Source organism: Streptomyces sp. NPDC002181 (assembly GCF_042890485.1).
GTDB lineage: Bacteria > Actinomycetota > Actinomycetes > Streptomycetales > Streptomycetaceae > Streptomyces.
Window position 1 is genome coordinate 504,962 of the sequence record NZ_JBIASC010000002.1, and the last position, 22,619, is coordinate 527,580.

A 22,619-nucleotide genomic window follows, 5' to 3' on the forward strand; every position below is an offset into this window, starting at 1 on the left:
CCGTTCACCGCACAGCGGGCTCGTTCCGGTCAGGTCAGGAGGTCAGTCCGGCCAGGACCGATCCCAGGAGGTCCAGGGAGCGCCGTACGTGCGGGAGGCCGAGGGGGTCGCGGGCGGTGAGCGCGGCGAGCCGCTCCTGCGGGGTGGCGCCGAGCAGCGGGCCCGTCGAGAGGCGGACCCGCAGCGCGCCCAGCTCGTCGGCGAAGCGCTGCCCGCCGGGAGCGGGCGCGCCGAGCCGCCCGCCCAGGTAGTCCTCCAGTTCCATCGCGTCGCGGACCCCCTGCCGGGCCAGCCCGGCGCGCAGCGGGGTCAGGTCGGCGTAGAGGTGGCGGCCTGCCTGCGGCGGCCGGGCGAACGCGCCGGCGGCCAGCAGCTCCCGGTGGGCCGCCGCGGCGACCACCCCGTGCAGCGCCGCCGCGGCGTAGGCGCGTCCGGCGACGGCGTCGGGTTCGTCGAGCGCGTACGCGGCGGCCCCGGCGACCGGGCCCGCGACCATGGCCCCGGTCGCGGTGAGGATGTCGAGGGTGCGGGCCCGCAGCCAGGTGCCGCGCGGGGTGCCGGGGAAGCGGACCACGGCCGCGGGCCACCCGGCGGGCAGCAGCGCCCCGGACAGGTCGAGGAGTACGGCGGCCTGGTCGGGCAGCATCTCGGCGGGGCTCAGGACGAGGGTGTCGTGCGGCCGGTGGACGGTGTCACGCCAGCTCTCGTCGCTGACGACGAACAGCCCCGCGTCCCCGGCGGCCTCGCAGGCCTCGCGCAGCATTTCGGGCGGGGGCACGGTGGCCGTCGGGTCGTCGGCGACCGACAGCAGCAGCACGCGCGGATCGCCGCCCTCGGCGCGCACCCGCCGTACGGTCTCCAGCAGGGCGTACGGGTCCGGGATGCCCCCGCATTCGGCCGGGGTCGCCACGTGGTAGGCCCGCCGTCCCAGCAGCCGGACCTGCGGGGTCCACCATGCGGGACAGGGCCGGGGCAGCATCACATCGCCCCCGTACGCGCCGAGCAGCGCCAGCAGCAGGGCGGGCGCGCCGGGCCCGGCGGCCACGTTCTCGGGGGCGGTGGGCAGCCCGCGCCGCCCCCAGTGCCGGCAGGCGGCCTCGCGCACGGGCTCCCCGCCGCCCGGGGGTTCGGGCGCGGAGCGTTCGGCGGCCGCGGCGATCACGGCGGTGAGCTCGGGGAGCACGGGCAGCCCGGGCTCGGGCGCGGGCGGCCCGTAGCGGACCGGACCGCGGCCCTCCGCGGTGCGCTGCATCCCCGGCACCTTTCCCCGCCTTCCCCGTTCCGCGTCGGTCCGCCGACGGCCGGCCACGGCCTCGAACATGCCCTTTATACGGCGGTTCGCGGTGGTGTGCCTGTTGTCGTCCGCCGACGGGCGGCGCCGGGCCGGGCCGCGCCTCCCGGATCAGGTCGGCCCCGGGCGCCGCGGCCCCGCCGTGATCCGAAAGACACGGCCTAGCCTTGCCTCCCCACCAGGGCCAGCAGCCGGGTCTGGGCGTTCGCTCCGGCCGGCACCTCCAGCGGCGCGGCGAACAGACCGCTGGCCGCGAGCCCGTCGGCGTAGGGCATGACCTCTTTGAGGGCGAACTCGACGAGGCCGTCCGGGAGCCGGTCGTCGGCTCCGATGCCCCGCGAGAGGTCCCAGGCGTGCACGACGCAGTCGGCGGTCAGCTCGGCGCAGTACGCCCGCCCCAGCGCGGGCCCGTACGAGAGCCTGACCGTACGGTCCAGCGCCCCGGGCGCGGCGAACGCGGCGTGTGCGGCACCCGAGGCCCGCTCCCAGGCACCCACGGGGTCCTCGCCGAGGACGTCTCCGGAGAACGCGTCGCCGACCTCCTCGATGGTGCGCCCCTCGGTGACCATCGGCGGGATCCAGAGCTGCTCGCCCGTGACGTGGTTGACCAGGTCGCGGACGGTCCATTCGGTGCAGGGGGTCGGGGCGTCCCACCGGCCGTCCCCGACGGCGCGCACCCGTTCGCCGAAGAGCCGTACGGCCTCGGCGTGCCGTTCGAGCAGCCCGTTCGCGGCCGCGGCCGCGAACGCATCCCCGTCCCTCGTGTCCGGCATGGCTCTCACCGTCCTCCGCCAGGGGGCCACCTCTCTGCGGCCCACTGTCCTCGCACACCCCTCCCCCTGCCACCGACCTGTCCGGATGACGTGCGACACAAGGACTCTGTCCACATGTCAAAACACATATCTCATCCATCGAACGAATCCCCTACGGTGATCACAACGCTTCGACGACGAGGAGGAGTCGGCTCATGAGCGCCGAGGAGAACAGGGAAACGGCCGTCTACACCCACGGGCACCACGAATCCGTACTGCGTTCGCACCGCTGGCGCACCGCCGCGAATTCGGCGGCGTACCTGATCGGCGAGCTGCGGCCGGGGATGGCGGTCCTGGACGTGGGCTGCGGTCCGGGCACGATCACGGCGGACCTGGCGGAACTGGTCGCGCCGGGCGGCCGGGTGACGGCGGTCGACGCCGCGGGGGACGTCCTGGAACAGGCCGCGCGGTACGCGCGGGAGCGCGGCCTGGCCGACGCGGTCACCTTCGCCACGGCCGACGTCCACGCGCTGGACTTCCCGGACGACTCCTTCGACGTGGTCCACGCCCACCAGGTGCTCCAGCACGTCGGCGACCCCGTACGGGCCCTGCGGGAGATGCGCCGGGTGTGCCGGCCGGGCGGGATCGTGGCCGCCCGCGACGCCGACTACGCGGCGATGACCTGGTACCCGGCGGAGCCTGGCCTGGACGAGTGGCTGGGCCTCTACCGCCGGGTGGCCCGCGCGAACGGCGGCGAACCGGACGCCGGGCGCCGCCTGCTGTCCTGGGCGAGGGAGGCGGGGTTCACGGAGGTGGCCCCGTCGGCGACGGCCTGGTGCTACGCCACCCGGGAGGAGACCGCCTGGTGGTCCTCCCTGTGGGCGGACCGCACGACCGCCTCGGCGTACGCCTCCCTCGCGACGGCCTCCGGCCACGCCTCCCCGGAGGACCTGACCGCCATCGGCGGGGCCTGGCACCGCTGGGCCGCCGCCCCGGACGCCTGGTTCTCGGTCCTGAACGGCGAAATCCTGGCCCGGGCCTGACGCCCCGTTCCCGGTCGCCGACGGGGCCGCCGGGAACGGGCGGGAGGAATGGTCGGGACCGGTCGGGAAGGGTTCGCCGCGACCCGGATTTGGGCCCGTGCCCCGGAGGTGGTTGGCTTGCCGCGAAGAGCGGACACAACTGCTGGAGGAACAGCTATGGCGCAGGTCGAAGCCACCACGGAGCGGATCATCGCGGCTGACGCGGAGACCGTGTTCGACGCGCTGGCGGACTACACCGGAACCCGGGGGAAGCTGCTGCCCGAGCACTTCAGCGAGTACGAGGTGCGCGAGGGCGGCGACGGCGAGGGCACCCTCGTCCACTGGAAGCTCCAGGCCACCAGCAAGCGCGTACGCGACTGCCTGCTGGAGGTCACCGAGCCGACCGACGGCCAGCTCGTGGAGAAGGACCGCAACTCCACCATGGTCACCACCTGGGTCGTCACCCCGGCCGGCGAGGGCAAGTCCAAGGCCGTGGTCACCACCGTCTGGAACGGTGCCGGCGGCATCGGCGGGTTCTTCGAGCGCACCTTCGCCCCCAAGGGCCTCGGCCGGATCTACGACACGCTGCTGGCCAACCTGGCCACCGAAGTCGAGGGCTGAGCAAGGCCGTTGCCGAGCGGTCGGCGTACGGCCGGGCACTGCCGCCGCCCCCGGGCGGTTCACCGGATCGGGTGGACTTCCCCGCCGATGTGAGCCCCCGGCCCGGGCGTGGCCCCGGGCCGCGGCGGGCCCCGGCGGCTAGGCTGGACCCCTGCGCGGAACCGGCGTGGAAGCCCGCGCGGACGCCGTCGTCCGCCTCGGCCGCCCCGCGCCGACGCGCCGTGCGCAGCCGACCGCCCGGGGGGCCCGATGAAGATCCTCGTCTCCGCCGACATGGAAGGCGCCACCGGCGTCACCTGGCCCGCCGACGTCCTGCCCGGCACCCCCCAGTGGGAGCGCTGCCGCCCCCTGTTCACCTCCGACGTGAACGCGGCCGTCCTCGGCTTCTTCGACGGCGGCGCCGACGAGGTCCTCGTCAACGAGGCCCACTGGACCATGCGCAACCTGCTGCTCGAACAGCTCGACGAGCGGACCGAGATGCTCACCGGCCGCCACAAGACCCTCTCCATGGTCGAGGGCGTCCAGCACGGGGACGTCGACGGCATCGCCTTCGTCGGCTATCACACCGGCGCCGGCTCCGAGGGCGTCCTCGCCCACACCTACCTCGCCAACTCCATCACCGGGGTCTGGCTGAACGGGACCCGCGCGAGCGAGGGCCTGCTCAACGCCCACGTCGTCGCCGAGTACGGGGTACCCGTCATCCTCGTCACCGGGGACGACCTGACCTGCGCCGACGCCGGCGGCTACGCCCCGGACGCGCTGAAGGTCGCCGTCAAGGACCACGTCTCGCGCTACGCCGCCGTCTGCCGCACCCCGGCCCGTACCGCCGCCGACATCCGGACCGCCGCCAAGGAGGCCACGGCCCTCGCCGTACGCCGGGACCCCGTGCGCGGCGGTCCGTACACGGTGGAGCTGGAATTCGACGCCGTGCACCTGGCGATGGCCGCCACCGTCGTCCCGGGCGCCGAGCGCTTCGGGGAACGCAGGGTCGCGTACACCAGCGAGACGATGTACGAGGGGATCCGGACCTTCAAGGCGGTCACGACGGTCGTCTCGGCAGCCGTGGAGGAGCAGTATGGCTGACATGCCCGCACTCACCGAGGAGTCCCCGGCGGACCGGGAGTCCCCCGTGGACCGGATCGCTCTCGACGAAGCCGTCGACTTCACGTCCGGTCTGATCCGCATCGACACCACGAACCGGGGCGGCGGCGACTGCCGTGAGCGCCCCGCCGCCGAGTACGTCGCCGAGCGGCTCGCCGCGGCCGGAGCGGAGCCGGTCCTGCTGGAGCGCACGCCCGGCCGCACCAACGTGGTGGCGCGGATCGAGGGCACCGACCCGGGCGCCGAGGCGCTCCTCGTCCACGGCCACCTCGACGTGGTGCCCGCCGAGGCCGCCGACTGGAGCGTGGACCCCTTCTCCGGGGAGATCCGCGACGGGGTGGTCTGGGGCCGCGGCGCCGTCGACATGAAGAACATGGACGCGATGGTGCTGGCCGTCGTACGGGCCTGGGCGCGGGCCGGGGTCAGGCCCCGCCGGGACATCGTGATCGCCTACACCGCCGACGAGGAGGACAGCGCCGTCGACGGCGCGGGATTCCTCGCCGACCGGCACGCGCACCTCTTCGAGGGCTGCACGGAGGGCCTGAGCGAGTCCGGGGCCTTCACCGTGCACAACGGCCCAGGCCAGGCCCTCTACCCGATCGCCGCCGGTGAACGTGGCACCGCCTGGCTCAAGTTGACGGCCCACGGCACCACCGGGCACGGCTCCAAGCCCAACCGGGCCAATGCCGTCAGCCGGCTCGCCGGCGCCGTGGCCCGGATCGGCGAGTACCGCTGGCCCGTCCGGCTCACCGGCACGGTCGCCGCCTGCATCACCCGGCTCGCCGCTCTCCAGGGCCTGTCGCTCGACCCCGCCGCCCGCGGCTTCGACCTCGACGCCGTCCTCGGCAAGCTGGGACCGGCCGGCCTCCTCGTCGAGGCGACCGTGCGCAACAGCGCCAACCCGACCATGCTCAGCGCCGGTTACAAGCTCAACGTCATCCCGGGCACGGCCACCGCGTACGTGGACGGCCGGATGCTGCCCGGCACCGAGGCCGAGTTCATCGCCACCCTCGACGAGCTCACCGGCCCCGACGTCACCTGGGAGTTCCACCACCGCGAGATGGCCCTCGAAGCCCCCGTGGACGGGCGGACGTTCGGGATCCTGCGCGAGTCGGTGGAGCGCTTCGACCCCGAGGGCCACGTGGTGCCGTTCTGCATGGCCGGCGGCACCGACGCCAAGCAGTTCTCCCGGCTCGGGATCACCGGATACGGCTTCTCCCCGCTGAAGCTGCCGCCCGGCTTCGACTACTGGTCCCTCTTCCACGGCGTGGACGAGCGGGTCCCCGTCGACGCCCTGCACTTCGGCGTACGCGTCCTCGACCACGCCCTGCGGACCCTGTGATGGTGACCCCGTGATGGTGATTCTGTGATGGTGAGCCGGTGATGGCGGTGCCGACCGGGCCCTACGGCAGCTGGCCCTCGCCCATCGACGCGGCCCTCGCCGCCTCGCTCGACGGGCGGCCCGAGTACGTGGGCACCGTCGGCCCCGAAGTGTGGTGGACCGAACCCCGCCCGGCCGAGGGCGGCCGGCGCACCCTGGTGCGCCGGCCCGCCGACGGCGGCTCCGAGGCCTCGGTGCTGCCGGCCCCGTGGAACGTCCGCAGCCGGGTCACCGAGTACGGCGGCCGGCCCTGGGCGGGTGCCGAACGGCCCTCGGACGGACCCCTGTTGGTGTTCGTCCACTTCGCCGACCAGCGGATGTACGCGTACGAGCCCGATGCGTCCGGCGCGGACCGCGTCCCGCGGCCCCTCACCCCCGTCTCCACGGTCGGCGGCGGACTGCGCTGGGCCGACCCCGTCCTGCGGGACGGCGAAGTCTGGTGCGTGCTGGAGGAGTTCACCGGCCCGGCACCGACCGACGTGCGCCGGGTGCTGGCCGCCGTACCACTGGACGGCTCGGCCGCCGAGGACCGCGCCCTCGTACGCGAACTGACCGATGACCGGCACCGGTTCACCACCGGGCCCCGGCTCTCCCCCGACGGGCTGCGGGCGGCCTGGCTGGTGTGGGACCACCCCCGGATGCCCTGGGACGGCACCGAGGTGCGGCTCGCCGAGGTCGGGCCCGACGGGACGCTGACCGGGGCCCGCACCGTACTCGGCGGCCCCGAGGAGTCCGTCGCCCAGGTGGAGTGGAGCACCGGCGGGGCCCTCCTCGCCGTCAGCGACCGCAGCGGCTGGTGGAACCCGTACCGGGTGGACCCGGAGACCGGCGAGGCCGTGGACCTGTGCCCGCGCGAGGAGGAGTTCGGCGGCCCCCTGTGGAAGCCCGGGCTGAGCTGGCTGGCCCCGCTGCCCGGCGGGCTCGTCGCCGTCCTGCACGGCCAGGGCTCCTCCGTGCTCGGCGTCCTCGACCCGGAGAGCGGCGACCTGGTGGACGCCGCCGGGCCGTGGACGGCCTGGCAGCCGACGCTCGCCGCGCACGGCAGCCATGTGTACGGGGTCGCGGCCAGCCCGCGCAGCGCCTACGAGGTGGTCGAGCTCGACGTCGAGTCCGGGCACGCCCGGGTGGTCGGCGCGGCCGGGGTGGACCCGGTGGACCCCTCGTACTACCCGGAACCGCAGAGCCGGACCTTCTCCGGCCCGGGCGGCCGGGAGATCCACGCCCACATCTACCCGCCGCACCACCCGGCGCGCCGGGCCCCCGCCGACGAACTCCCCCCGTACGTGGTCTGGGCGCACGGCGGTCCCACGGACCACGTGCCGCCCGTACTCGACCTGCACATCGCGTACTTCACCTCGCGGGGCATCGGCGTCGCCGAGGTGAACTACGGCGGTTCCAGCGGCTACGGGCGCGCCTACCGGGAACGGCTGCGCGAGCAGTGGGGCGTCGTGGACGTGGAGGACTGCGCGGCGGTGGCCCGGGCGCTGGCCGCCGAGGGCACGGCGGACCCGGCGCGGCTCGCCATCCGCGGCGGCAGCGCGGGCGGCTGGACGGCGGCGGCCTCGCTGGCCGCCACCGACCTGTACGCGTGCGGGACGGTCATCTACCCCGTGCTGGACCTGCTGGGCTTCGCCGAGGAGACCCATGACCTGGAGTCCCGCTACATCGACGGGCTGGCCGGCCCCCCGCAGACCCTCGCCGTACGGTGCCGGGAGCGCTCGCCGCTGGCCCGCGCCGGGCGGATCACCGCGCCCTTCGTCCTCCTCCAGGGCCTGGAGGACCCGGTCTGCCCGCCCGCCCAGGCGGAGCGGTTCCTGGCCGCGCTGCGCGGGCGGCCGGTGCCGCACGCGTACGTCGCCTTCGAGGGCGAGGGGCACGGGTTCCGGCGGGCGGAGACCATGGTGCGCGCACTGGAGGCGGAACTCTCCCTGTACGCCCAGGTGTTCGGCATCGAGCGGACGGACGTCCCGCGGCTGGCACTGGAGCCGGGCCCGGCGGCGGACCGGTAGGCGCCTCAGCGGGCGGAGACGGCCGGGGCCTGCCGAGAGGCCGGCTTCATCGGTTTCAGCGGCGACGGGATGCGGGTGGGTGCGGGGGCCGTCATCGTCGCCGCGGGGACGGGTGTGGGCGACGGGTCGCTGCGCGCCCGGGCGGCGGCGGCCGGGCCGAAGCCGCCCGCCGCGATCACGAGGGCGGCGCAGGGGGCCAGCAGGGCCGTGGTCCGGCGTGCCCGGGAGGTCCTCATGCACTCACCCCAACCCGGTGTGGGCGGCGGCCCGACACGGACCGAAGCCCCTTTTGGGCAGAATCACCCAATTTTAGCAGCGCGGCCCTGCGCAGGTGGCGCCCGGGGCGCCGCCCCGCCTCATAGCCTGGGCGGATGTCATCCTTCACGTACCTCCGCGAGGGGGAGCGCGTCGGGCTGCGGCCCTTCCGGCTCGCCGACGGGCCCGAGTTCACCGCACGGGTGCACGAGAGCCGGCATCTCCACCGCCCCTGGCTGAGCCCGCCGTCGACGATCGAGGAGTACGAGGCGTACGCGACCCCGCTGATCGGGGGCGACGGGCGGGCGGGCTTCCTGGTCTGCGAGCGCGGCACCGGGGCCATCGCCGGCTTCGTCAACATCAACAACATCGTCCGCGGCGCCTTCGACTGCGGTGCGCTCGGCTACGGCGCCTTCGCGCACTCCGCCGGGCGGGGCCTGTTCCGGGAGGCACTGGGGCTCGTCGTGGCGCAGGCCTTCGCCGCCGAGGACGAGGGCGGCCTGGGGCTGCACCGGCTGGAGGCCAACATCCAGCCGGGCAACGCGGCCTCCCTCGCGCTGGTCCGCGGGGCCGGGTTCCGGCGGGAGGGGTTCTCGCCGGACTTCCTCTTCGTCGACGGGGCCTGGCGCGACCACGAACGCTGGGCGATGACCGCCGAGATGTCCGGCGCGTAGCGCTCCGGCCAGGGCTTTGCGCAATCCTGACCGGTGATGATCCGCGGAACCCCTGTGCACCGGCCGCCCCGGAGTGTTCCATTTCCTGCATGGCCACCACCGTCCGCCGCGCCGTACTGAACCTGCCCGCAGCCCCGTTGGGCCCCGAGAACCCGCTGCCCGTCCTGCGCGCGCCCGACGACGCGCACACGCTCGACGAACGCGCGCGCGAGGGGCTGCCGCGCGACATGGCCCGCCAGATCGGCTACGAGCCGCTGCGCTCGCTGCTGCCCGTACGGCTGAAGGACGGGTACCGGCGGCGCAGGCGGGAAGGCGAGTTCGAGGCGATCGTCCTCGAGAACGCGCACCTGCGGGTCACGGTGCTGCCCGGGCTCGGCGGCCGCGTCCACTCCCTCGTGCACGTGCCCACCGGCCGGGAACTCCTCTACCGCAACCCGGTGTTCCAGCCCGCCAACTTCGCCCTCAACGGCGCCTGGTTCTCGGGCGGCATCGAGTGGAACATCGGTGCCACCGGCCACACCACCCTCTCCTGCTCCCCGTTGCACGCCGCGCTCGTCCCGGCGCCCGACGGGGGCGTGATGGTCCGGCTCTGGGAGTGGGAGCGGCTGCGCGACCTGCCGTTCCAGGTGGACCTGTGGCTGCCGCAGGACTCCGAGTTCCTGTACGTCGGCGTCCGCGTCCGCAACCCCCACGAGCGGCCGGCCCCCGTGTACTGGTGGTCCAACATCGCGGTCCCGGAGGACCCCGGCACGCGGGTGCTCGCCCCCGCCGACGAGGCCTGGCACTTCGGGTACGAGCGCTCCCTGCGCCGGATCCCCGTGCCGCGGTGGGAGGACCGGGACCGTACGTACCCGCTGCGCAGCGAGTACCCGGCCGATTTCTTCTACGAGGTTCGGGACGGCTCCCGGCCGTGGATCGCCTCGCTCGACGCGGAGGGGCGCGGTCTCGTCCAGACCTCCACGGCCCGGCTGCGCGGGCGCAAGCTGTTCGTGTGGGGCTCCGGGGAGGGCGGCCGTCGCTGGCAGGAGTGGCTGACCGAGCCCGGGACCGGGGGCTACGCGGAGATCCAGGCCGGGCTCGCCCGGACCCAGCTGGAGCACGTACGGCTGGAGGCCGGAGCGGAGTTCAGCTGGCTGGAGGCGTACGGACCGCTGGCCGCGGACCCGGGGCCGGTGCACGGCCCCGACTGGGCGGCGGCCCGCTCCGCCGCCGAGGCGGCCCTGGCGGCCGCCCTGCCCCGGGAGCGGGTCGAGGAGGCGTACGGGGCGTGGCGCGGATGCGCCGACACGGAGCCCGGGGAGCGGCTGGCGGCGGGCTCGGGCTGGGGCGCCCTGGAGGTGCTGTGCGGCGGGTTCGAGCTGCCCGGCACCCCGTTCGAGGAGGCGGGGCTCGGCGAGGCCCAGGCGCCCTGGCTGGAGCTGTGGCGCACCGGGGTCTTCCCGGCGCCGCGGCGGGTGGCGCCGCCGGGTCCCAGCCTGGTCGCCCCGCACTGGCGGGACATGCTGGAGACGGCCCCGGCGGATCCGCTGACCGAGTACCACCTGGGCGTGGCCCAGTGGCACGCGAGCGATGTGGCGCAGGCGGTGCGCAGCTGGGAGCGCGGGCTGGCGCTGGCGCCCTCGCGGTGGCCGCTGCTGCGCTGCCTGGCGGTGGCGGACGCCCTGGTCGGCGACGCGGCGCGGGCGGCGCAGCGGTACGCCGAGGCCTTCGAGGACCTCGCCGAGGAGAGCCGGGGCGGTGAGCCGTGGACGGCGGCGGAGTCGGCGCTGGGGCGGGAGGCGATGACCACGCTGCTGGCGTCGGGCCGGCTGCCGGCGGCTCGGGCGGTGTGGGACCGGCTGCGCCCGGCGCTGCGCGAGGAGGGCCGGTTCCGGCTGCTGGCCGCGCGGCTGCTGGCGGCGGAGGGGCACGCGGGCGCGGCCCGCCGCGTGTTCGAGGACGGCTTCGAGCTGGCGGACCTCCGCGAGGGCGACGAGATCCTGTCGGAGGTCTGGTCCCGGATAACGCACCGGCCGCTCCCCGCGACGTACGACTTCCGCATGCGCCCGCCGACGTAGGGGGTGTCCGCGAAGTCCGCGGACACCCCTGGGCCCACGGCCCCTGGGGGACCGTGGGCGGGGCGGGCGTCGTTCGTCAGCGCGGCGCGATGGCGTCCAGGATGGCCGAGGCGACGTGGTCGGCGGCGTTGCGGTGGCCCCTGGCGTTGGGGTGCACGACGGCCGGGCGGCCCTCGTGGTCGAGGACCCCCTCGACCCACTTGCCGGCGTCACAGACGCTGTGGTCGCGGGTGGAGTCGTAGAGGTCGACGTACGTGGTGGAGCCGTGTGCGCCGGCCGACTTCTCGATGACCTTGTTGAGGGGTTCGAGGACGTCCCGGCGCAGCCAGTCCAGGTCGCCCCCGGTGATCGAGAGGAACTGCTGCGGGTCGTTGTAGCCGCACTTGGAGGTGGACTCGGGGATGACCGTGGGGTAGCCGACGGCGAGGATCTTCGCGTGCGGGGCCCTCCGGTGGAGTGCGGCGAGCATCTCGCCGTACTCCTCGCCCACCTTGGCCAGCCGGGCGGGGATGCCCGCGGCCAGTTCCTCCTTGCACGGAGTGCCCACGCCTCCGCTGCCCGAGCCCAGGAGCAGGCACTGCGTCAGGATGCCGGCGAAGCCGAGGCTGTTGCCGCCCGCGCCGACGGTGATCACGTCGGTGCCGGGCCCGACCGCTTCGGACTGGGGAGGAACCGGGGGGAAGGGGTAGTCCGGGTCCTCGGAGAAGGGCGGCAGGTGCCGCCCGATCGGCTCCTGGGCCCTGAAGGTGACGTCCTGGATCGTGGCGGCGCCGCAGCTGACGTTGGTCAGCTCGATCAGCGAGCCCAGGTCCCGGTCGATGACCTGCGGGTACGACTGGTCGGTGCGCTCGCAGCCGTCGCGGGGGTACTCGAAGACCTCGCCGGCGGCCGGGATGACCCCGGCGGTGTACGAGTCACCCAGGGCGACCCAGTCGTAGGAGGCCGCGGCGGCGGGTTGCGCCCCGGCGAGTTGTACGGGGACCAGGGCTCCCGCGGTGAGAGCGGTGGCCGAACCGAGCAGGGCCAGACGAATGCGGAAGCTCGCCACGAATCCTCCAGAGATGGGGCGTTGTCAGCGTTGCCAGCGCTACGACCATACGGAATTCGTCACTCCACGCACTAGATCGAATACGGACAGTCACGCACGAGGGGTTCCACGGGCCTCGCGCTGCGTTGGGCGCGCGTTCTGAACGGAAATGTCCGCCTCGCCGTCCAAGATTTTTCGCCGGTGACGGATTCCGCGCGGCATGGGGGCCGTGAGGCGGGTGCGGTCGGGCCTCCCGAGGCTCCCGCCACCCTCACCGCACGTGCGGCTGTCCTATTCACGACCGTCCGCTCCCGCACGATCATGGGAACGTTTGTTCTATTCTCGGATCGAGAACACCGAGGGAGGCGCTCATGCGCTGGGACAATCTGACGGACGGGCCCGGAGCCCGGGAGCAGGCGGGGGCGCTGTTCGGGGCCGCCTCCGTCGTCACGCGGACCTTCGACACCCCCGAGTTCCGCGGGATCACCTTCCACGAGGTCCGCGCCCGCTCGGTCCTCAACCGCGTGCCCGGCGCCTCGCGCATGCCGTTCGAATGGACGGTCAACCCGTACCGCGGGTGCAGCCACGCCTGCGTGTACTGCTTCGCCCGCAAGACCCACAGCTACCTCGACCTCGACACCGGCATCGGCTTCGACTCACAGATCGTCGTCAAGACCAATGCCCCCGAGGTGCTGCGCCGCGAACTCGCCGCGCCCCGGTGGGAGGGCTCGCACATCGCCATGGGCACCAACGTCGACTGCTACCAGCGGGCCGAGGGCCGCTACCGGCTGATGCCGGGGATCATCGAGGCCCTGCTCGACCGCGCCAACCCCTTCTCCATCCTGACCAAGGGGACGCTGATCCTGCGCGACCTCCCCCTCCTGCGGCGGGCCGCCGGGGTCACCGACGTCGGCATCTCCGTCTCCGTCGGCTTCACCGACACCGCCCTGTGGCGGACCGTCGAACCCGGAACCCCCTCCCCCGCCGCCCGGCTCGCCGCCGTACGGGCCCTGACCGGGGCCGGGATCGAGTGCGGGGTGCTGATGGCCCCGGTCATCCCCTTCCTCGGGGACTCCCCCGAGGAGCTGCGGGCCACCGTCCGGGCCGTCGCCGAGTCCGGGGCGACCTCCGTGACACCCCTGGTACTCCATCTGCGGCCGGGCGCCCGCGAGTGGTTCACGGCGTGGCTGGGTGCCCACCACCCGCACCTCGTCGCGCGGTACGAGCGGATGTACGCGGGCGGCTCGTACGCACCCACCTGGTACCAGCGGCAGATCACCCGGCAAGTCCACGAGCTCGCCGCCGAATTCGGTATCGGGCCCTCCCGGCGGGGCGCGGCCCGCCGGATCCCCGCATCCGGGCACCCGGCCGGGCCGGCGCCCGCCGAGCCGGTCCAACTCAGCCTCCTGTGACCTCGTACGGCCCCTGAAGGCTCATCACATCGGGCCAATCCATGGCCCAATACCACCTTCCGGGCGTGGTTTCCGGGACGATTCCGCCCAGAACCCTCGGCTGGGAGGCCCCATGCTCCACCCCGCGAACCCTGCGAACCCCGCGAAGAAGCGCGGCCCGCTGTCGAAGCGCGCCGCCGTCCTGCTGTCGGTCGCCACCGCGACCGCGGCCGCCGTCGTCACGAGCCCGGCGGGTGCCGCGCCGACGGCCGCGGCACCGGCCGCCGCGCCCGCCGCGCTGCGCTGGACCGGATGCGCGACCCCTCGCTACCCGACGCTGCAGTGCGCCTCCCTCAAGGTCCCGCTCGACCACGACCACCCGGCCGGCCGGCAGATCTCGCTGGCCCTGACCCGGGTCCCGCACACGGCCGCCGCCTCGCAGGGCCCGCTGCTCGTCAACCCCGGCGGACCGGGCGGCAGCGGCCGCGCCCTGGCCGGGTTCGTGGCCTCCGCGCTGCCGAAGGACGTGGCGGCCCAGTACGACGTGATCGGGTTCGACCCCCGCGGTGTCGGCAAGAGCGAGCCCACCCTGGACTGCGGGCCCGGCCACTTCACCCCCGTGCGCCCGGACTCCGTACCGCTCGACGCGCAGACCGAGCAGGCCAACCTGGACCGGGTGAAGTCCTTCGCCGAGTCCTGCCAGACCAAGCACGCGGACGTGCTCCCCTACATCGGCACCGTCTCGGCCGCCCGCGACATCGAGCTCCTGCGCGGGGCACTCGGCGCGGCGAAGGTCAGCTACTTCGGCTACTCGTACGGGACCTACCTGGGCGCGGTGTACGCCAAACTCCACCCGGACCGGGTGCACCGCCTCGTCCTGGACTCCGTGGTCGACCCGGGCGGGGTCTGGTACGAGGACAACCTCGCGCAGGACCAGGCGTTCGACGCCCGGCACAAGGCCTTCCTGGCCTGGGTGGCCCAGTACGACGAGAAGTACGGGCTGGGCACCGATCCGGCGGGGGTCGAAGAGCGCTGGTACGCGATGCGGGACGCCCTGCGCGCGGCCCCGGCGGGCGGCAAGGTGGGCCCGGCCGAGCTGGAGGACACGTACATGCCGGGCGGCTACTACAACGGCTACTGGCCGGTCCTCGCCGAGGCCTTCTCCGCGTACGAGGTGACCAAGGACCCCAAGCCGCTGGTGGCGGCGTACGAGCGGTTCGGGGCGGTGGAGCCCTCCGCGGGCAACAGCTACAGCGTGTACACGGCGGTGCAGTGCCGGGACTCGGCCTGGCCGAAGGACTGGAACCAGTGGCGCGCGGACATGTGGCGCACCCACGCGAAGGCCCCGTTCATGACCTGGAACAACGCCTGGTACAACGCCCCGTGCGCGTTCTGGCGGACGGAGCCGCTGGCGGCGCCGGACGTGACCAACGCCGCCCTCCCGCCGGCCCTGCTGCTCCAGGCGACGGAGGACGCGGCGACCCCGTTCGAGGGGGCGCTGAGCATGAAGGGGAAGCTGAAGGGCTCGGCCCTGGTGGTCGAGGAGGGCGGCGGCAACCACGGGGTCGCCCTCAGCGGCAACAAGTGCCTGGACGAGAAGGTGGCGGCGTACCTGCGCAGCGGCCTGGCCTCGGACGCGGCCTGCCCGGCCCAGGCGCCCCCGAAGCCGACCGCGGCCACCCGCGCGGTCCCGCCCACGGCGGGCGGCACGGCCCTCCACGGCCTCCTGGGCTTCCGCGGGTAACCACCGAGCACCGGCGTTTGTCCTCCTCTGTAACGGTTCTCACGTCTCGTCCCCGGCACTCCGGTGAACGGGGAGGGACTCCCGGACATGGGCTAGGGTCCCTGCGGTGAAGACGCTGACATCCTCACTCGCCCGGCGGAAGGCCGCAGCGACCCCGGACACCACCACCCCCGGCACCGCCCCGGGCGCCGGCGCCCGGCTCGGCTGGCTGGACGCGCTGCGCGGCATCGCCGCCCTGGTCGTCGTCCTGCACCACTTCGACGTGCTGCGCATGCTGCCTTTCGGCGGGACGATCATCCGGTGGAACTTCGACCTCGGCTTGTTCGGGGTCATGCTCTTCTTCATCGTGAGCGGTTACATCATCCCGGCCTCCCTGGAGCGCCGGGGTGATGTCCGGGGCTTCTGGATCGGCCGGCTCTTCCGGATCTACCCGGCCGTCATCGCCGCCTTCGCCGCCGCGATCATGATGCTGCCGGCGGGAGACGGTTCGGTCGCGCTGCTGCGCACCGGCGACGACCTCGCCTCCCTGGTCGCGAACGGCCTGATGCTCCAGGACATGCTGGGCGTCATCAACGGCATGAACGTCACCTGGACGCTCTGCTACGAGATGGTCTTCTACTTCTTCGTCACGGCCCTGTTCACCCGGAACCTGCACCGGCACAGCGCTCCGATCGCCGTCGGTTTCGCCGGCGCCGCGCTCGCCATCGGCACCGCCCTCGCCCCCCAGCTGCTGACCGGCTTCCTCTCGGTCCGTCAGCTCCTGCTCATCGTCACGCCGATCGTCCTCGCGGGATTCTGGGGCGTACTGAGCGGGAACCGGAAGGCGACCGCGGCAGGGGCCCTGCTGCTCGGCGCGCTCGGGCTGGTGCTGGCCGCGCTCAACAGCCGGGCCGTCGCGTTCGAGACCTTGATGATCTTCGCAACGATGTTCGCGGGCACCGTCGTGTACCGGGCGCAGCACGGCACGATCGGCCGCGTTCCGGCTCTGCTCGCCTGTGGGTCCGTGGTCGTCGCGGGCGTGCTCGTCGGATGGCTGTACAACCGCGACGGGGTCCAGGACAGCACGTGGACCTCCGGATGGAAGGCCTGGTCGTTCTCCTACCTCGCGGCCTGGGTCCTGTTCGGTCTCTTCTTCCTGCTGCGGGGGCGGCACTTCCCGAAGCCGCTGACCTGGCTCGGCGCGATCAGCTTCTCGATGTACCTGCTGCACTTTCCGCTGCTGCGCACGATCGGTCCGCCGCTGGGCGTCCCGCCCGTGCCCGGGTCGACGCTCGGCAAGATCGTCTGGACGGCAGTCTTCCTCGCCGCGCTGATGGCCGCCAGCCACGTGATGTACCGCCTGGTCGAGCTGCCGGCGCAGCGTCTGGGCAAGCGGATCCAGCGGGCGGCGGACGGCCGCCGCCCGGCCGCGGCGGCGGCCGGGCCCGACGCGGTGGCCCGGACGCCGGAGGGCGACGCGGACAGCGGGCCCGCGGCCGCCGTGGCAGCGGGTGAGAGGGCCTCAGGCTCCGGCTGAGGGGACGGGCAGGACCGCGAACGCCTCGACCTCCAGGAGGAGCTCGGGGTGGAAGAGGGCGGCCACCTGGACGGCCGATGAGGCCGGCAGACGGTCGGCGGGGATGACGCGGTCGCGCGCCTGCCGGACCGCCGGGGGGTGGGCGACGTCCGTGACGAAGTACGTCAGCTTCACCACGTCGTCGAAGTGGGTGTTGCCGGGCCCGCTCGTGAGGTCGCTCATGGGGTGAATGTCAGTGCGGTCCGCTCGGCCGGAGCGGGCCGTTCAGCGCAGCTCGCGCAGGGCCGCCGTCGCCGGGACCGCGAGGCGGGGGTGGGACTGGGCGCGGGTGAGGACCTCCCGGGCACGCGGGTCCCCGAGGGTGCCCAGGCCTTCGACGCAGGCCAGGGCCACCCTCCAGTACGGCTCGTGCGGCGACAGGAGCCGGGAGAGCGTCGCCATCAGGGCCGGCGCCGATTCGGGGGCGCGCAGGGCCGCGAGGAGCCGTACGGGCTGGAGGGCGTAGGCCGTGCGCAGGGTGTTGGTGGCGAGGGCGGCCGCGGCGCGGGCCGTACGCGGGTCCCCCAGGGCGGCCAGCGCCTCGGCCGCGGCCGCGCAGCGCGGCGGGTCGCGGTGGTTGAGGAGCAGTACCAGGGGTTCGAAGGCCCGCCGGTCCCCGGCCAGGCCGAGACGGTACGCGGCCAGCTCGCGGGCCCACAGGGGCAGGCCGGCGGAGGTCAGGGAGGCGGCCAGCGCGTCGGCGTCCGCCGCGAGCAGCTCCTCGTACCGCGGGGATTCCGCGGCTTCCGTTCGCAGGCGCTCCAGCACGTCGTTCACCCGGCCACCCTAGGGCGGCGCGGCCGCCGCCACGCCGGGTTTCCTTCAGATGGCTGATCGATGATCGATGATCGGTACATTTGGGCGGTACAGGTCACATCTCCGCGCTCTGGCGCGGCAGTTACCGACGGGTTACGCTCCCTTCAACGTACGAGGCCGGCCTGGTGACGCAGCCGCCCCGTACCAGTCGGTCCGGTAGCTCCCACGACTCCCGTGCACCAGCTACCCCTGCTGCCTTTCGTGTACGGCGCGGCCCCGGGACAGGGTCAGCCGTTCTCCGCCCCGCGTTTCCCCGCGGGCCGGATCTCCGCCGCGCGTCGTGCGCCGTGCGGCCCCCTCAGTCGTCACCCTCTTCCACTGGAGTCCCGCGATGGACCTTCCGTCCACGTCCAGTCAGTCCACCGGCCAGTCCGCCTTCCAGACCATCGCCGTCGTCGGCCTCGGCACCATGGGCACCGGCATCGCCGAGGTCCTCGCCCAGGCCGGCCGCGAGGTCATCGGCATCGACATCAGCGAGGCCGCCACCCGCCGGGCCACGGCCGCCCTCGCGGCCGCCACGGCCCGTTCGGTGGCCCGCGAGCGCCTCACCGAGCAGGAGCGCGAGGGCGTCCTCGCCCGCTTCCGCACCTTCACCGAGCTGTCCGCCGCCGCCGACGCCGACCTCGTCATCGAGGTCGTCCCGGAGAACTACGAGGTCAAGCAGCGCCTCTTCCGCGAGCTCGACGCGATCGTCCGCCCGGACACGATCCTGGCGACCGGCACCAACGCCCTCTCGGTGACCCGCCTCGCCGCCGAATCCCAGCGCCCCGAGCGCGTCCTCGGCCTGCACTTCTTCAACCCGGCGCCGGCGATGAAGCTGGTGGAGGTGGTCTCCAGCGTCCTGACCGCCCCGCCGGCCGTCGAGGCGGTCACGGAGCTGGCCCGCGAGCTCGGCAAGGAGCCCGTGTCCGTCGGCGACCGCCCCGGCTTCGTCGCGGACGGCCTGCTCTTCGGGTACCTCAACCAGGCCGCCGCGATGTACGAGTCGAAGTACGCCTCCCGCGAGGACATCGACGCGGCGATGCGGCTCGGCTGCGGTCTGCCCATGGGCCCGCTCGCACTGCTCGACCTGATCGGCGTGGACACCGCCCGCACCGTCCTGGAGGCCATGTACGCCTCCTCCGGCGACCGGCTGCACGCCCCGGCCCCGATCCTGGGCCACCTCGCCGAGGCCGGCCTGACCGGACAGAAGTCCGGGCGCGGTTTCTACACGTACGCCGAGCCGGGCAGCTCCACCGTCGTCCGCGACGCGCAGACCCCGCTGGACGGGGCCCGGCTCACCGAGGGTCGTCCGGTCGCGAAGGTCGGCGTGGCCGGCTCCGGCACCATGGCGAGCGGCATCGCGCAGGTCTTCGCGCAGGCCGGCTTCGCGGTGGTGCTCGCCGCCCGCAGCCAGGAGAAGGCGTCCGCTGCGAAGGCCGCGATCGGCAAGTCCTTGGACCGTGCGGTGTCCAAGGGCAGGCTGACCGAGGAGAACGCGGCGCGGACGCTGGAGCGGATCACCCCGGCCGGCTCGCTGGACGCCTTCGCCGACGTGGACCTGGCCGTGGAGGCCGTCGCCGAGGACCTGGCGGTCAAGCAGGAGCTGTTCGCCGCCCTCGACAAGGTCTGCAAGCCGGGCGCGGTGCTGGCCACCACGACCTCCTCGCTGCCGGTGATCGCGGTCGCCCGCGTGACCTCGCGTCCGCAGGACGTGATCGGCATGCACTTCTTCAACCCGGCGCCGGCGATGAAGCTGGTCGAGGTGGTCCGGACCGTCCTGACCTCGGACGACGTGCACGCCACGGTCCGCGAGATCTGCCTGAAGGTGCGCAAGCACCCGGTGGACTGCGGGGACCGGGCCGGGTTCATCGTGAACGCGCTGCTGTTCCCGTACTTGAACAACGCCGTGAAGATGGTCGAGCAGCACTATGCGAGCCTCGACGACATCGACGCCGCGATGAAGCTGGGCGGCGGGTACCCGATGGGGCCCTTCGAGCTCCTGGACGTCGTCGGCCTGGACGTTTCGCTGGCGATCGAGAAGGTGCTCCACAAGGAGTTCCGCGATCCCGGCCTGGCCCCCTCCCCGCTGCTGGAGCACCTGGTGGCGGCGGGCTGCCTGGGCCGCAAGACCGGCCGCGGATTCCGTGAGTACGCCCGCCGGTAATCAGCCCCCCGGCCAGGTGCCCCCAGAGCCGGATGCGTGGGGAGGGCTGCTCGGGTCTGCCGCACCCTCACGGCAGGCCGTACCTTCCGAGCCCAGTGCGGGCCCTCCCCCGCATCCACCCCCGCCCCACCCCCCTCAGGCGCGCTCCCCCGCGCGAATGAAGTACTTTCGCTCTATGTCCCAGCCCGCCAAGACCTCGCCCCGCGCCGCCACGGCCTCCGACAGCACGGAGAGCCCGGCGGGCACCAAGGCGGCCGCGCAGCGGCTCAAGATGCGGCGCGAGCTCGCCGCCGCCGCCATGGAGCTGTTCGCGACCAAGGGGTACGAGGCGACGACGGTCGACGAGATCGCCGCGACGGCGGGGGTGGCGCGCCGGACCTTCTTCCGGCACTTCCGGTCCAAGGAAGAGGCGATCTTCCCGGACCACGACGACACCCTGACCAGGGCCGAGGCGGTGCTGGACGTGGCCCCGGCGCACGAGCACCCGCTCGACACGGTGTGCCGCGGGATCAAGGAAGTCATGAAGATGTACGCCGCCTCGCCGGCGGTGTCGGTGGAGCGCTACCGGCTGACCCGCGAGGTGCCGGCGCTGCGGGAGCGGGAGATCGCCTCGGTGGCCCGGTACGAGCGGCTGTTCACCCGCTATCTGCTGGCCCACTTCGACGAGACCGACCACCACGACGGCAACGACGACCCGCTGCTGGCCGAGGTGGCCGCCTCGGCGGTCGTGACGGCCCACAACCACGTGCTGCGGCGCTGGCTGCGGGCCGGGGGCCAGGGGGACGTGGAGGCGCAGCTGGACCACGCCTTCTCGATCGTGCGGAAGACCTTCGGCTCCGGCATCGGCGCGGGCCGCACCCTGGGCACCACGCCTGCCGCGGCGCCGGCCGCGCCGGCGCAGGTCCGTACGCAGGGCGAGGTGCTGGTGGCGGTGGCCCGTACGGACGCTCCGCTCGACGAGGTCATGCGGACCATCGAGGAAGCACTCAGAAACAAGCAGTAGTCGCACACATCACAGTGGCCGCTCCCGTTCCGGGGGCGGCCGCTTTTGTTTGTCCGACTTGCCCCTACTCGCGGGTAACCCTGATCGATCATCGCTCATCTGCGCAGGTCAATAGGCAAATGAGAGAAAGTTTTGGCACGCGGTGCCTTGCTAGGTGACACGGGGTGCCATACGTTGAATCTCGTCCGGATGTCCCCGCGGTCCACGCCCACTCGGCACGAACCGCGCCCCGGATGCCTGCGTCACCAGGCCCCGCGCGCACGCCCCACCACGGGCACCGCGCCAGCACCACAGCTTTGCCGGACCGACGGCACACCGCAGTACCGCAGCACCACCCACACCACACCCGTACCGCGCACCCGCGTATCCCTCAGCGCACCCTCATCAGCGCTCGCCGGAGGCAACACCGTGAAGGACATCCTCGACGCGATCCAGTCGCAGGCCGCTACGGCCGCCGACTTCGCGGCCCTGCCGCTCCCCGACTCCTACCGCGCGATCACCGTGCACAAGGACGAGGCGGAGATGTTCGCGGGGCTCACCACCCGTGAGAAGGACCCGCGCAAGTCCCTGCACCTCGACCAGGTCCCGGTGCCGGAGCTCGGCCCGGGCGAGGCCCTGGTGGCCGTCATGGCCTCCTCGGTCAACTACAACTCGGTCTGGACGTCGATCTTCGAGCCGGTGTCGACCTTCAGCTTCCTGGAGCGTTACGGCAAGCTCAGCGACCTGAGCAAGCGCCACGACCTCCCGTACCACGTCATCGGCTCCGACCTCGCGGGCGTCGTGCTGCGCACCGGCCCCGGGGTCAACTCCTGGAAGCCGGGCGACGAGGTCGTCGCGCACTGCCTCTCGGTGGAGCTGGAGTCCTCCGACGGCCACAACGACACGATGCTCGACCCCGAGCAGCGCATCTGGGGCTTCGAGACCAACTTCGGCGGCCTCGCCGAGATAGCCCTGGTCAAGTCCAACCAGCTGATGCCGAAGCCGGACCACCTGAGCTGGGAGGAGGCCGCCTCCCCCGGCCTGGTCAACTCCACCGCCTACCGCCAGCTGGTCTCCCGCAACGGCGCCGGCATGAAGCAGGGCGACAACGTCCTGATCTGGGGCGCCAGCGGCGGGCTCGGCTCGTACGCCACCCAGTTCGCCCTGGCCGGCGGCGCCAACCCGATCTGCGTGGTCTCCAGCGAGCAGAAGGCGGACATCTGCCGCTCCATGGGCGCGACGTCGATCATCGACCGCAACGCCGAGGGCTACAAGTTCTGGAAGGACGAGCACACCCAGGACCCGAAGGAGTGGAAGCGCTTCGGCAAGCGCATCCGCGAGCTGACCGGCGGCGAGGACATCGACATCGTCTTCGAGCACCCCGGCCGGGAGACCTTCGGCGCGAGCGTCTACGTCACGCGCAAGGGCGGCACCATCACCACCTGCGCCTCCACCTCGGGCTACATGCACGAGTACGACAACCGCTACCTGTGGATGTCGCTCAAGCGCATCATCGGCTCGCACTTCGCCAACTACCGCGAGGCGTGGGAGGCCAACCGCCTGATCGCCAAGGGCAAGATCCACCCCACGCTGTCCAAGGTCTACTCCCTGGAGGAGACCGGTCAGGCCGCGTACGACGTCCACCGCAACCTCCACCAGGGCAAGGTCGGCGTCCTGGCGCTGGCCCCCGAGGAGGGCCTGGGCGTGCGCGACCACGAGATGCGCGCGACGCACCTCGACGCGATCAACCGCTTCCGCAACGTCTGAGATCGTTCAAGGGCCAAAGGGACAGCCT

Annotated in this window: 18 protein-coding genes and 1 pseudogene; 13 read left to right on the top strand and 6 right to left on the bottom strand. The window is 73.5% G+C overall.

Going from position 1 to position 22,619, the window contains the following annotated elements:
- Positions 1-34: 34 nt before the first annotated feature.
- Together ACFYXV_RS08495 and ACFYXV_RS08500 are read right to left on the bottom strand one after the other, a co-directional pair.
- Positions 35-1,252, bottom strand: coding sequence for an aminotransferase class I/II-fold pyridoxal phosphate-dependent enzyme (locus ACFYXV_RS08495; protein WP_389382376.1), 1,218 nt, complete (start codon positions 1,250-1,252; stop codon positions 35-37).
- Between the two features lie 200 nt (positions 1,253-1,452).
- Positions 1,453-2,064: a TIGR03086 family metal-binding protein gene (locus ACFYXV_RS08500; RefSeq protein ID WP_389382377.1), complete on the bottom strand. Its 612-nt coding sequence runs from the start codon at positions 2,062-2,064 to the stop codon at positions 1,453-1,455.
- Between the two features lie 194 nt (positions 2,065-2,258).
- Between ACFYXV_RS08500 and ACFYXV_RS08505 the strand changes: the two genes are divergently transcribed.
- The 5 genes from ACFYXV_RS08505 to ACFYXV_RS08525 all read left to right on the top strand — a co-directional run bounded on the left by ACFYXV_RS08505 (position 2,259) and on the right by ACFYXV_RS08525 (position 8,177).
- Positions 2,259-3,086, top strand: a complete 828-nt coding sequence (locus ACFYXV_RS08505; protein ID WP_385463253.1) for a methyltransferase domain-containing protein — start codon at positions 2,259-2,261, stop codon at positions 3,084-3,086.
- 156 nt (positions 3,087-3,242) lie between these two features.
- Positions 3,243-3,686: an SRPBCC family protein gene (locus tag ACFYXV_RS08510; protein WP_366104841.1), complete on the top strand. Its 444-nt coding sequence runs from the start codon at positions 3,243-3,245 to the stop codon at positions 3,684-3,686.
- A 249-nt stretch (positions 3,687-3,935) separates the two neighbouring features.
- Complete coding sequence (locus ACFYXV_RS08515) at positions 3,936-4,769, top strand: M55 family metallopeptidase (protein ID WP_389382378.1); 834 nt, start codon at positions 3,936-3,938, stop codon at positions 4,767-4,769.
- A gap of 1 nt (position 4,770) precedes the next feature.
- Positions 4,771-6,129: a M20/M25/M40 family metallo-hydrolase gene (locus ACFYXV_RS08520; protein ID WP_389382476.1), complete on the top strand. Its 1,359-nt coding sequence runs from the start codon at positions 4,771-4,773 to the stop codon at positions 6,127-6,129.
- Between the two features lie 41 nt (positions 6,130-6,170).
- On the top strand, positions 6,171-8,177 hold the full coding sequence (locus tag ACFYXV_RS08525; protein WP_389382379.1) for a prolyl oligopeptidase family serine peptidase: 2,007 nt from the start codon (positions 6,171-6,173) through the stop codon (positions 8,175-8,177).
- Between the two features lie 5 nt (positions 8,178-8,182).
- On the opposite strand, the gene ACFYXV_RS08530 is transcribed toward ACFYXV_RS08525, so the two are convergent.
- Positions 8,183-8,413, bottom strand: a complete 231-nt coding sequence (locus ACFYXV_RS08530) for a hypothetical protein (protein ID WP_385463263.1) — start codon at positions 8,411-8,413, stop codon at positions 8,183-8,185.
- A 135-nt stretch (positions 8,414-8,548) separates the two neighbouring features.
- Between ACFYXV_RS08530 and ACFYXV_RS08535 the strand changes: the two genes are divergently transcribed.
- Entirely contained in the window at positions 8,549-9,106 is a 558-nt protein-coding gene (locus ACFYXV_RS08535; RefSeq protein ID WP_385463266.1) for a GNAT family N-acetyltransferase, read from the top strand.
- A gap of 89 nt (positions 9,107-9,195) precedes the next feature.
- The gene (locus ACFYXV_RS08540) at positions 9,196-11,163 is read left to right on the top strand and encodes a DUF5107 domain-containing protein (protein WP_389382380.1); all 1,968 of its coding nucleotides are present in this window, start codon (positions 9,196-9,198) and stop codon (positions 11,161-11,163) included.
- A 76-nt stretch (positions 11,164-11,239) separates the two neighbouring features.
- Here the strand turns inward: ACFYXV_RS08540 and ACFYXV_RS08545 are convergent, their stop codons facing one another.
- Complete coding sequence (locus tag ACFYXV_RS08545) at positions 11,240-12,211, bottom strand: SGNH/GDSL hydrolase family protein (RefSeq protein WP_385463273.1); 972 nt, start codon at positions 12,209-12,211, stop codon at positions 11,240-11,242.
- Between the two features lie 350 nt (positions 12,212-12,561).
- Here ACFYXV_RS08545 and ACFYXV_RS08550 point away from each other — a divergent pair, with 350 nt between their 5' ends.
- The 3 genes from ACFYXV_RS08550 to ACFYXV_RS08560 all read left to right on the top strand — a co-directional run bounded on the left by ACFYXV_RS08550 (position 12,562) and on the right by ACFYXV_RS08560 (position 16,841).
- On the top strand, positions 12,562-13,602 hold the full coding sequence (locus tag ACFYXV_RS08550; RefSeq protein WP_389382381.1) for an Rv2578c family radical SAM protein: 1,041 nt from the start codon (positions 12,562-12,564) through the stop codon (positions 13,600-13,602).
- A gap of 112 nt (positions 13,603-13,714) precedes the next feature.
- Positions 13,715-15,325 carry an alpha/beta hydrolase gene (locus tag ACFYXV_RS08555; RefSeq protein WP_385463279.1) on the top strand — a complete coding sequence of 537 codons (1,611 nt, stop codon included), beginning with the start codon at positions 13,715-13,717 and terminating at the stop codon, positions 15,323-15,325.
- A 106-nt stretch (positions 15,326-15,431) separates the two neighbouring features.
- Entirely contained in the window at positions 15,432-16,841 is a 1,410-nt protein-coding gene (locus ACFYXV_RS08560) for an acyltransferase family protein (RefSeq protein ID WP_389382382.1), read from the top strand.
- Here ACFYXV_RS08560 and ACFYXV_RS08565 read toward each other — a convergent pair.
- Together ACFYXV_RS08565 and ACFYXV_RS08570 are read right to left on the bottom strand one after the other, a co-directional pair.
- Positions 16,827-17,027: pseudogene (locus ACFYXV_RS08565) on the bottom strand (RidA family protein); the annotation flags it as partial. The gene ACFYXV_RS08560 and the pseudogene ACFYXV_RS08565 sit on opposite strands and share 15 nt — an antisense overlap.
- 78 nt (positions 17,028-17,105) lie before the next feature.
- Complete coding sequence (locus ACFYXV_RS08570; RefSeq protein ID WP_385463285.1) at positions 17,106-17,657, bottom strand: adenylosuccinate lyase; 552 nt, start codon at positions 17,655-17,657, stop codon at positions 17,106-17,108.
- Positions 17,658-18,027: 370 nt separating this feature from the next.
- Here ACFYXV_RS08570 and ACFYXV_RS08575 point away from each other — a divergent pair, with 370 nt between their 5' ends.
- From ACFYXV_RS08575 to ccrA, 3 genes are all read left to right on the top strand, one after another.
- Positions 18,028-19,842: a 3-hydroxyacyl-CoA dehydrogenase family protein gene (locus ACFYXV_RS08575; RefSeq protein ID WP_385463288.1), complete on the top strand. Its 1,815-nt coding sequence runs from the start codon at positions 18,028-18,030 to the stop codon at positions 19,840-19,842.
- 175 nt (positions 19,843-20,017) lie between these two features.
- Positions 20,018-20,845 (top strand): TetR family transcriptional regulator, encoded by an 828-nt coding sequence (locus tag ACFYXV_RS08580; RefSeq protein ID WP_385463291.1) that lies wholly within the window; start codon positions 20,018-20,020, stop codon positions 20,843-20,845.
- A gap of 408 nt (positions 20,846-21,253) precedes the next feature.
- Positions 21,254-22,591 carry a crotonyl-CoA carboxylase/reductase gene (ccrA, locus tag ACFYXV_RS08585; protein ID WP_383351655.1) on the top strand — a complete coding sequence of 446 codons (1,338 nt, stop codon included), beginning with the start codon at positions 21,254-21,256 and terminating at the stop codon, positions 22,589-22,591.
- The last annotated feature ends 28 nt before the right edge of the window (positions 22,592-22,619 follow it).

Excerpts from the sequence above, each read along its gene's own strand:
- ACFYXV_RS08495 (WP_389382376.1), bottom strand. The coding sequence starts at position 1,252 with ATGCAGCGCACCGCGGAGGGCCGCGGTCCGGTCCGCTACGGGCCGCCC.
- ACFYXV_RS08500 (WP_389382377.1), bottom strand. The coding sequence starts at position 2,064 with ATGCCGGACACGAGGGACGGGGATGCGTTCGCGGCCGCGGCCGCGAAC.
- ACFYXV_RS08505 (WP_385463253.1), top strand. The coding sequence starts at position 2,259 with ATGAGCGCCGAGGAGAACAGGGAAACGGCCGTCTACACCCACGGGCAC.
- ACFYXV_RS08510 (WP_366104841.1), top strand. The coding sequence starts at position 3,243 with ATGGCGCAGGTCGAAGCCACCACGGAGCGGATCATCGCGGCTGACGCG.
- ACFYXV_RS08515 (WP_389382378.1), top strand. The coding sequence starts at position 3,936 with ATGAAGATCCTCGTCTCCGCCGACATGGAAGGCGCCACCGGCGTCACC.
- ACFYXV_RS08520 (WP_389382476.1), top strand. The coding sequence starts at position 4,771 with ATGCCCGCACTCACCGAGGAGTCCCCGGCGGACCGGGAGTCCCCCGTG.
- ACFYXV_RS08525 (WP_389382379.1), top strand. The coding sequence starts at position 6,171 with ATGGCGGTGCCGACCGGGCCCTACGGCAGCTGGCCCTCGCCCATCGAC.
- ACFYXV_RS08530 (WP_385463263.1), bottom strand. The coding sequence starts at position 8,413 with ATGAGGACCTCCCGGGCACGCCGGACCACGGCCCTGCTGGCCCCCTGC.
- ACFYXV_RS08535 (WP_385463266.1), top strand. The coding sequence starts at position 8,549 with ATGTCATCCTTCACGTACCTCCGCGAGGGGGAGCGCGTCGGGCTGCGG.
- ACFYXV_RS08540 (WP_389382380.1), top strand. The coding sequence starts at position 9,196 with ATGGCCACCACCGTCCGCCGCGCCGTACTGAACCTGCCCGCAGCCCCG.
- ACFYXV_RS08550 (WP_389382381.1), top strand. The coding sequence starts at position 12,562 with ATGCGCTGGGACAATCTGACGGACGGGCCCGGAGCCCGGGAGCAGGCG.
- ACFYXV_RS08555 (WP_385463279.1), top strand. The coding sequence starts at position 13,715 with ATGCTCCACCCCGCGAACCCTGCGAACCCCGCGAAGAAGCGCGGCCCG.
- ACFYXV_RS08575 (WP_385463288.1), top strand. The coding sequence starts at position 18,028 with ATGGACCTTCCGTCCACGTCCAGTCAGTCCACCGGCCAGTCCGCCTTC.
- ACFYXV_RS08580 (WP_385463291.1), top strand. The coding sequence starts at position 20,018 with ATGTCCCAGCCCGCCAAGACCTCGCCCCGCGCCGCCACGGCCTCCGAC.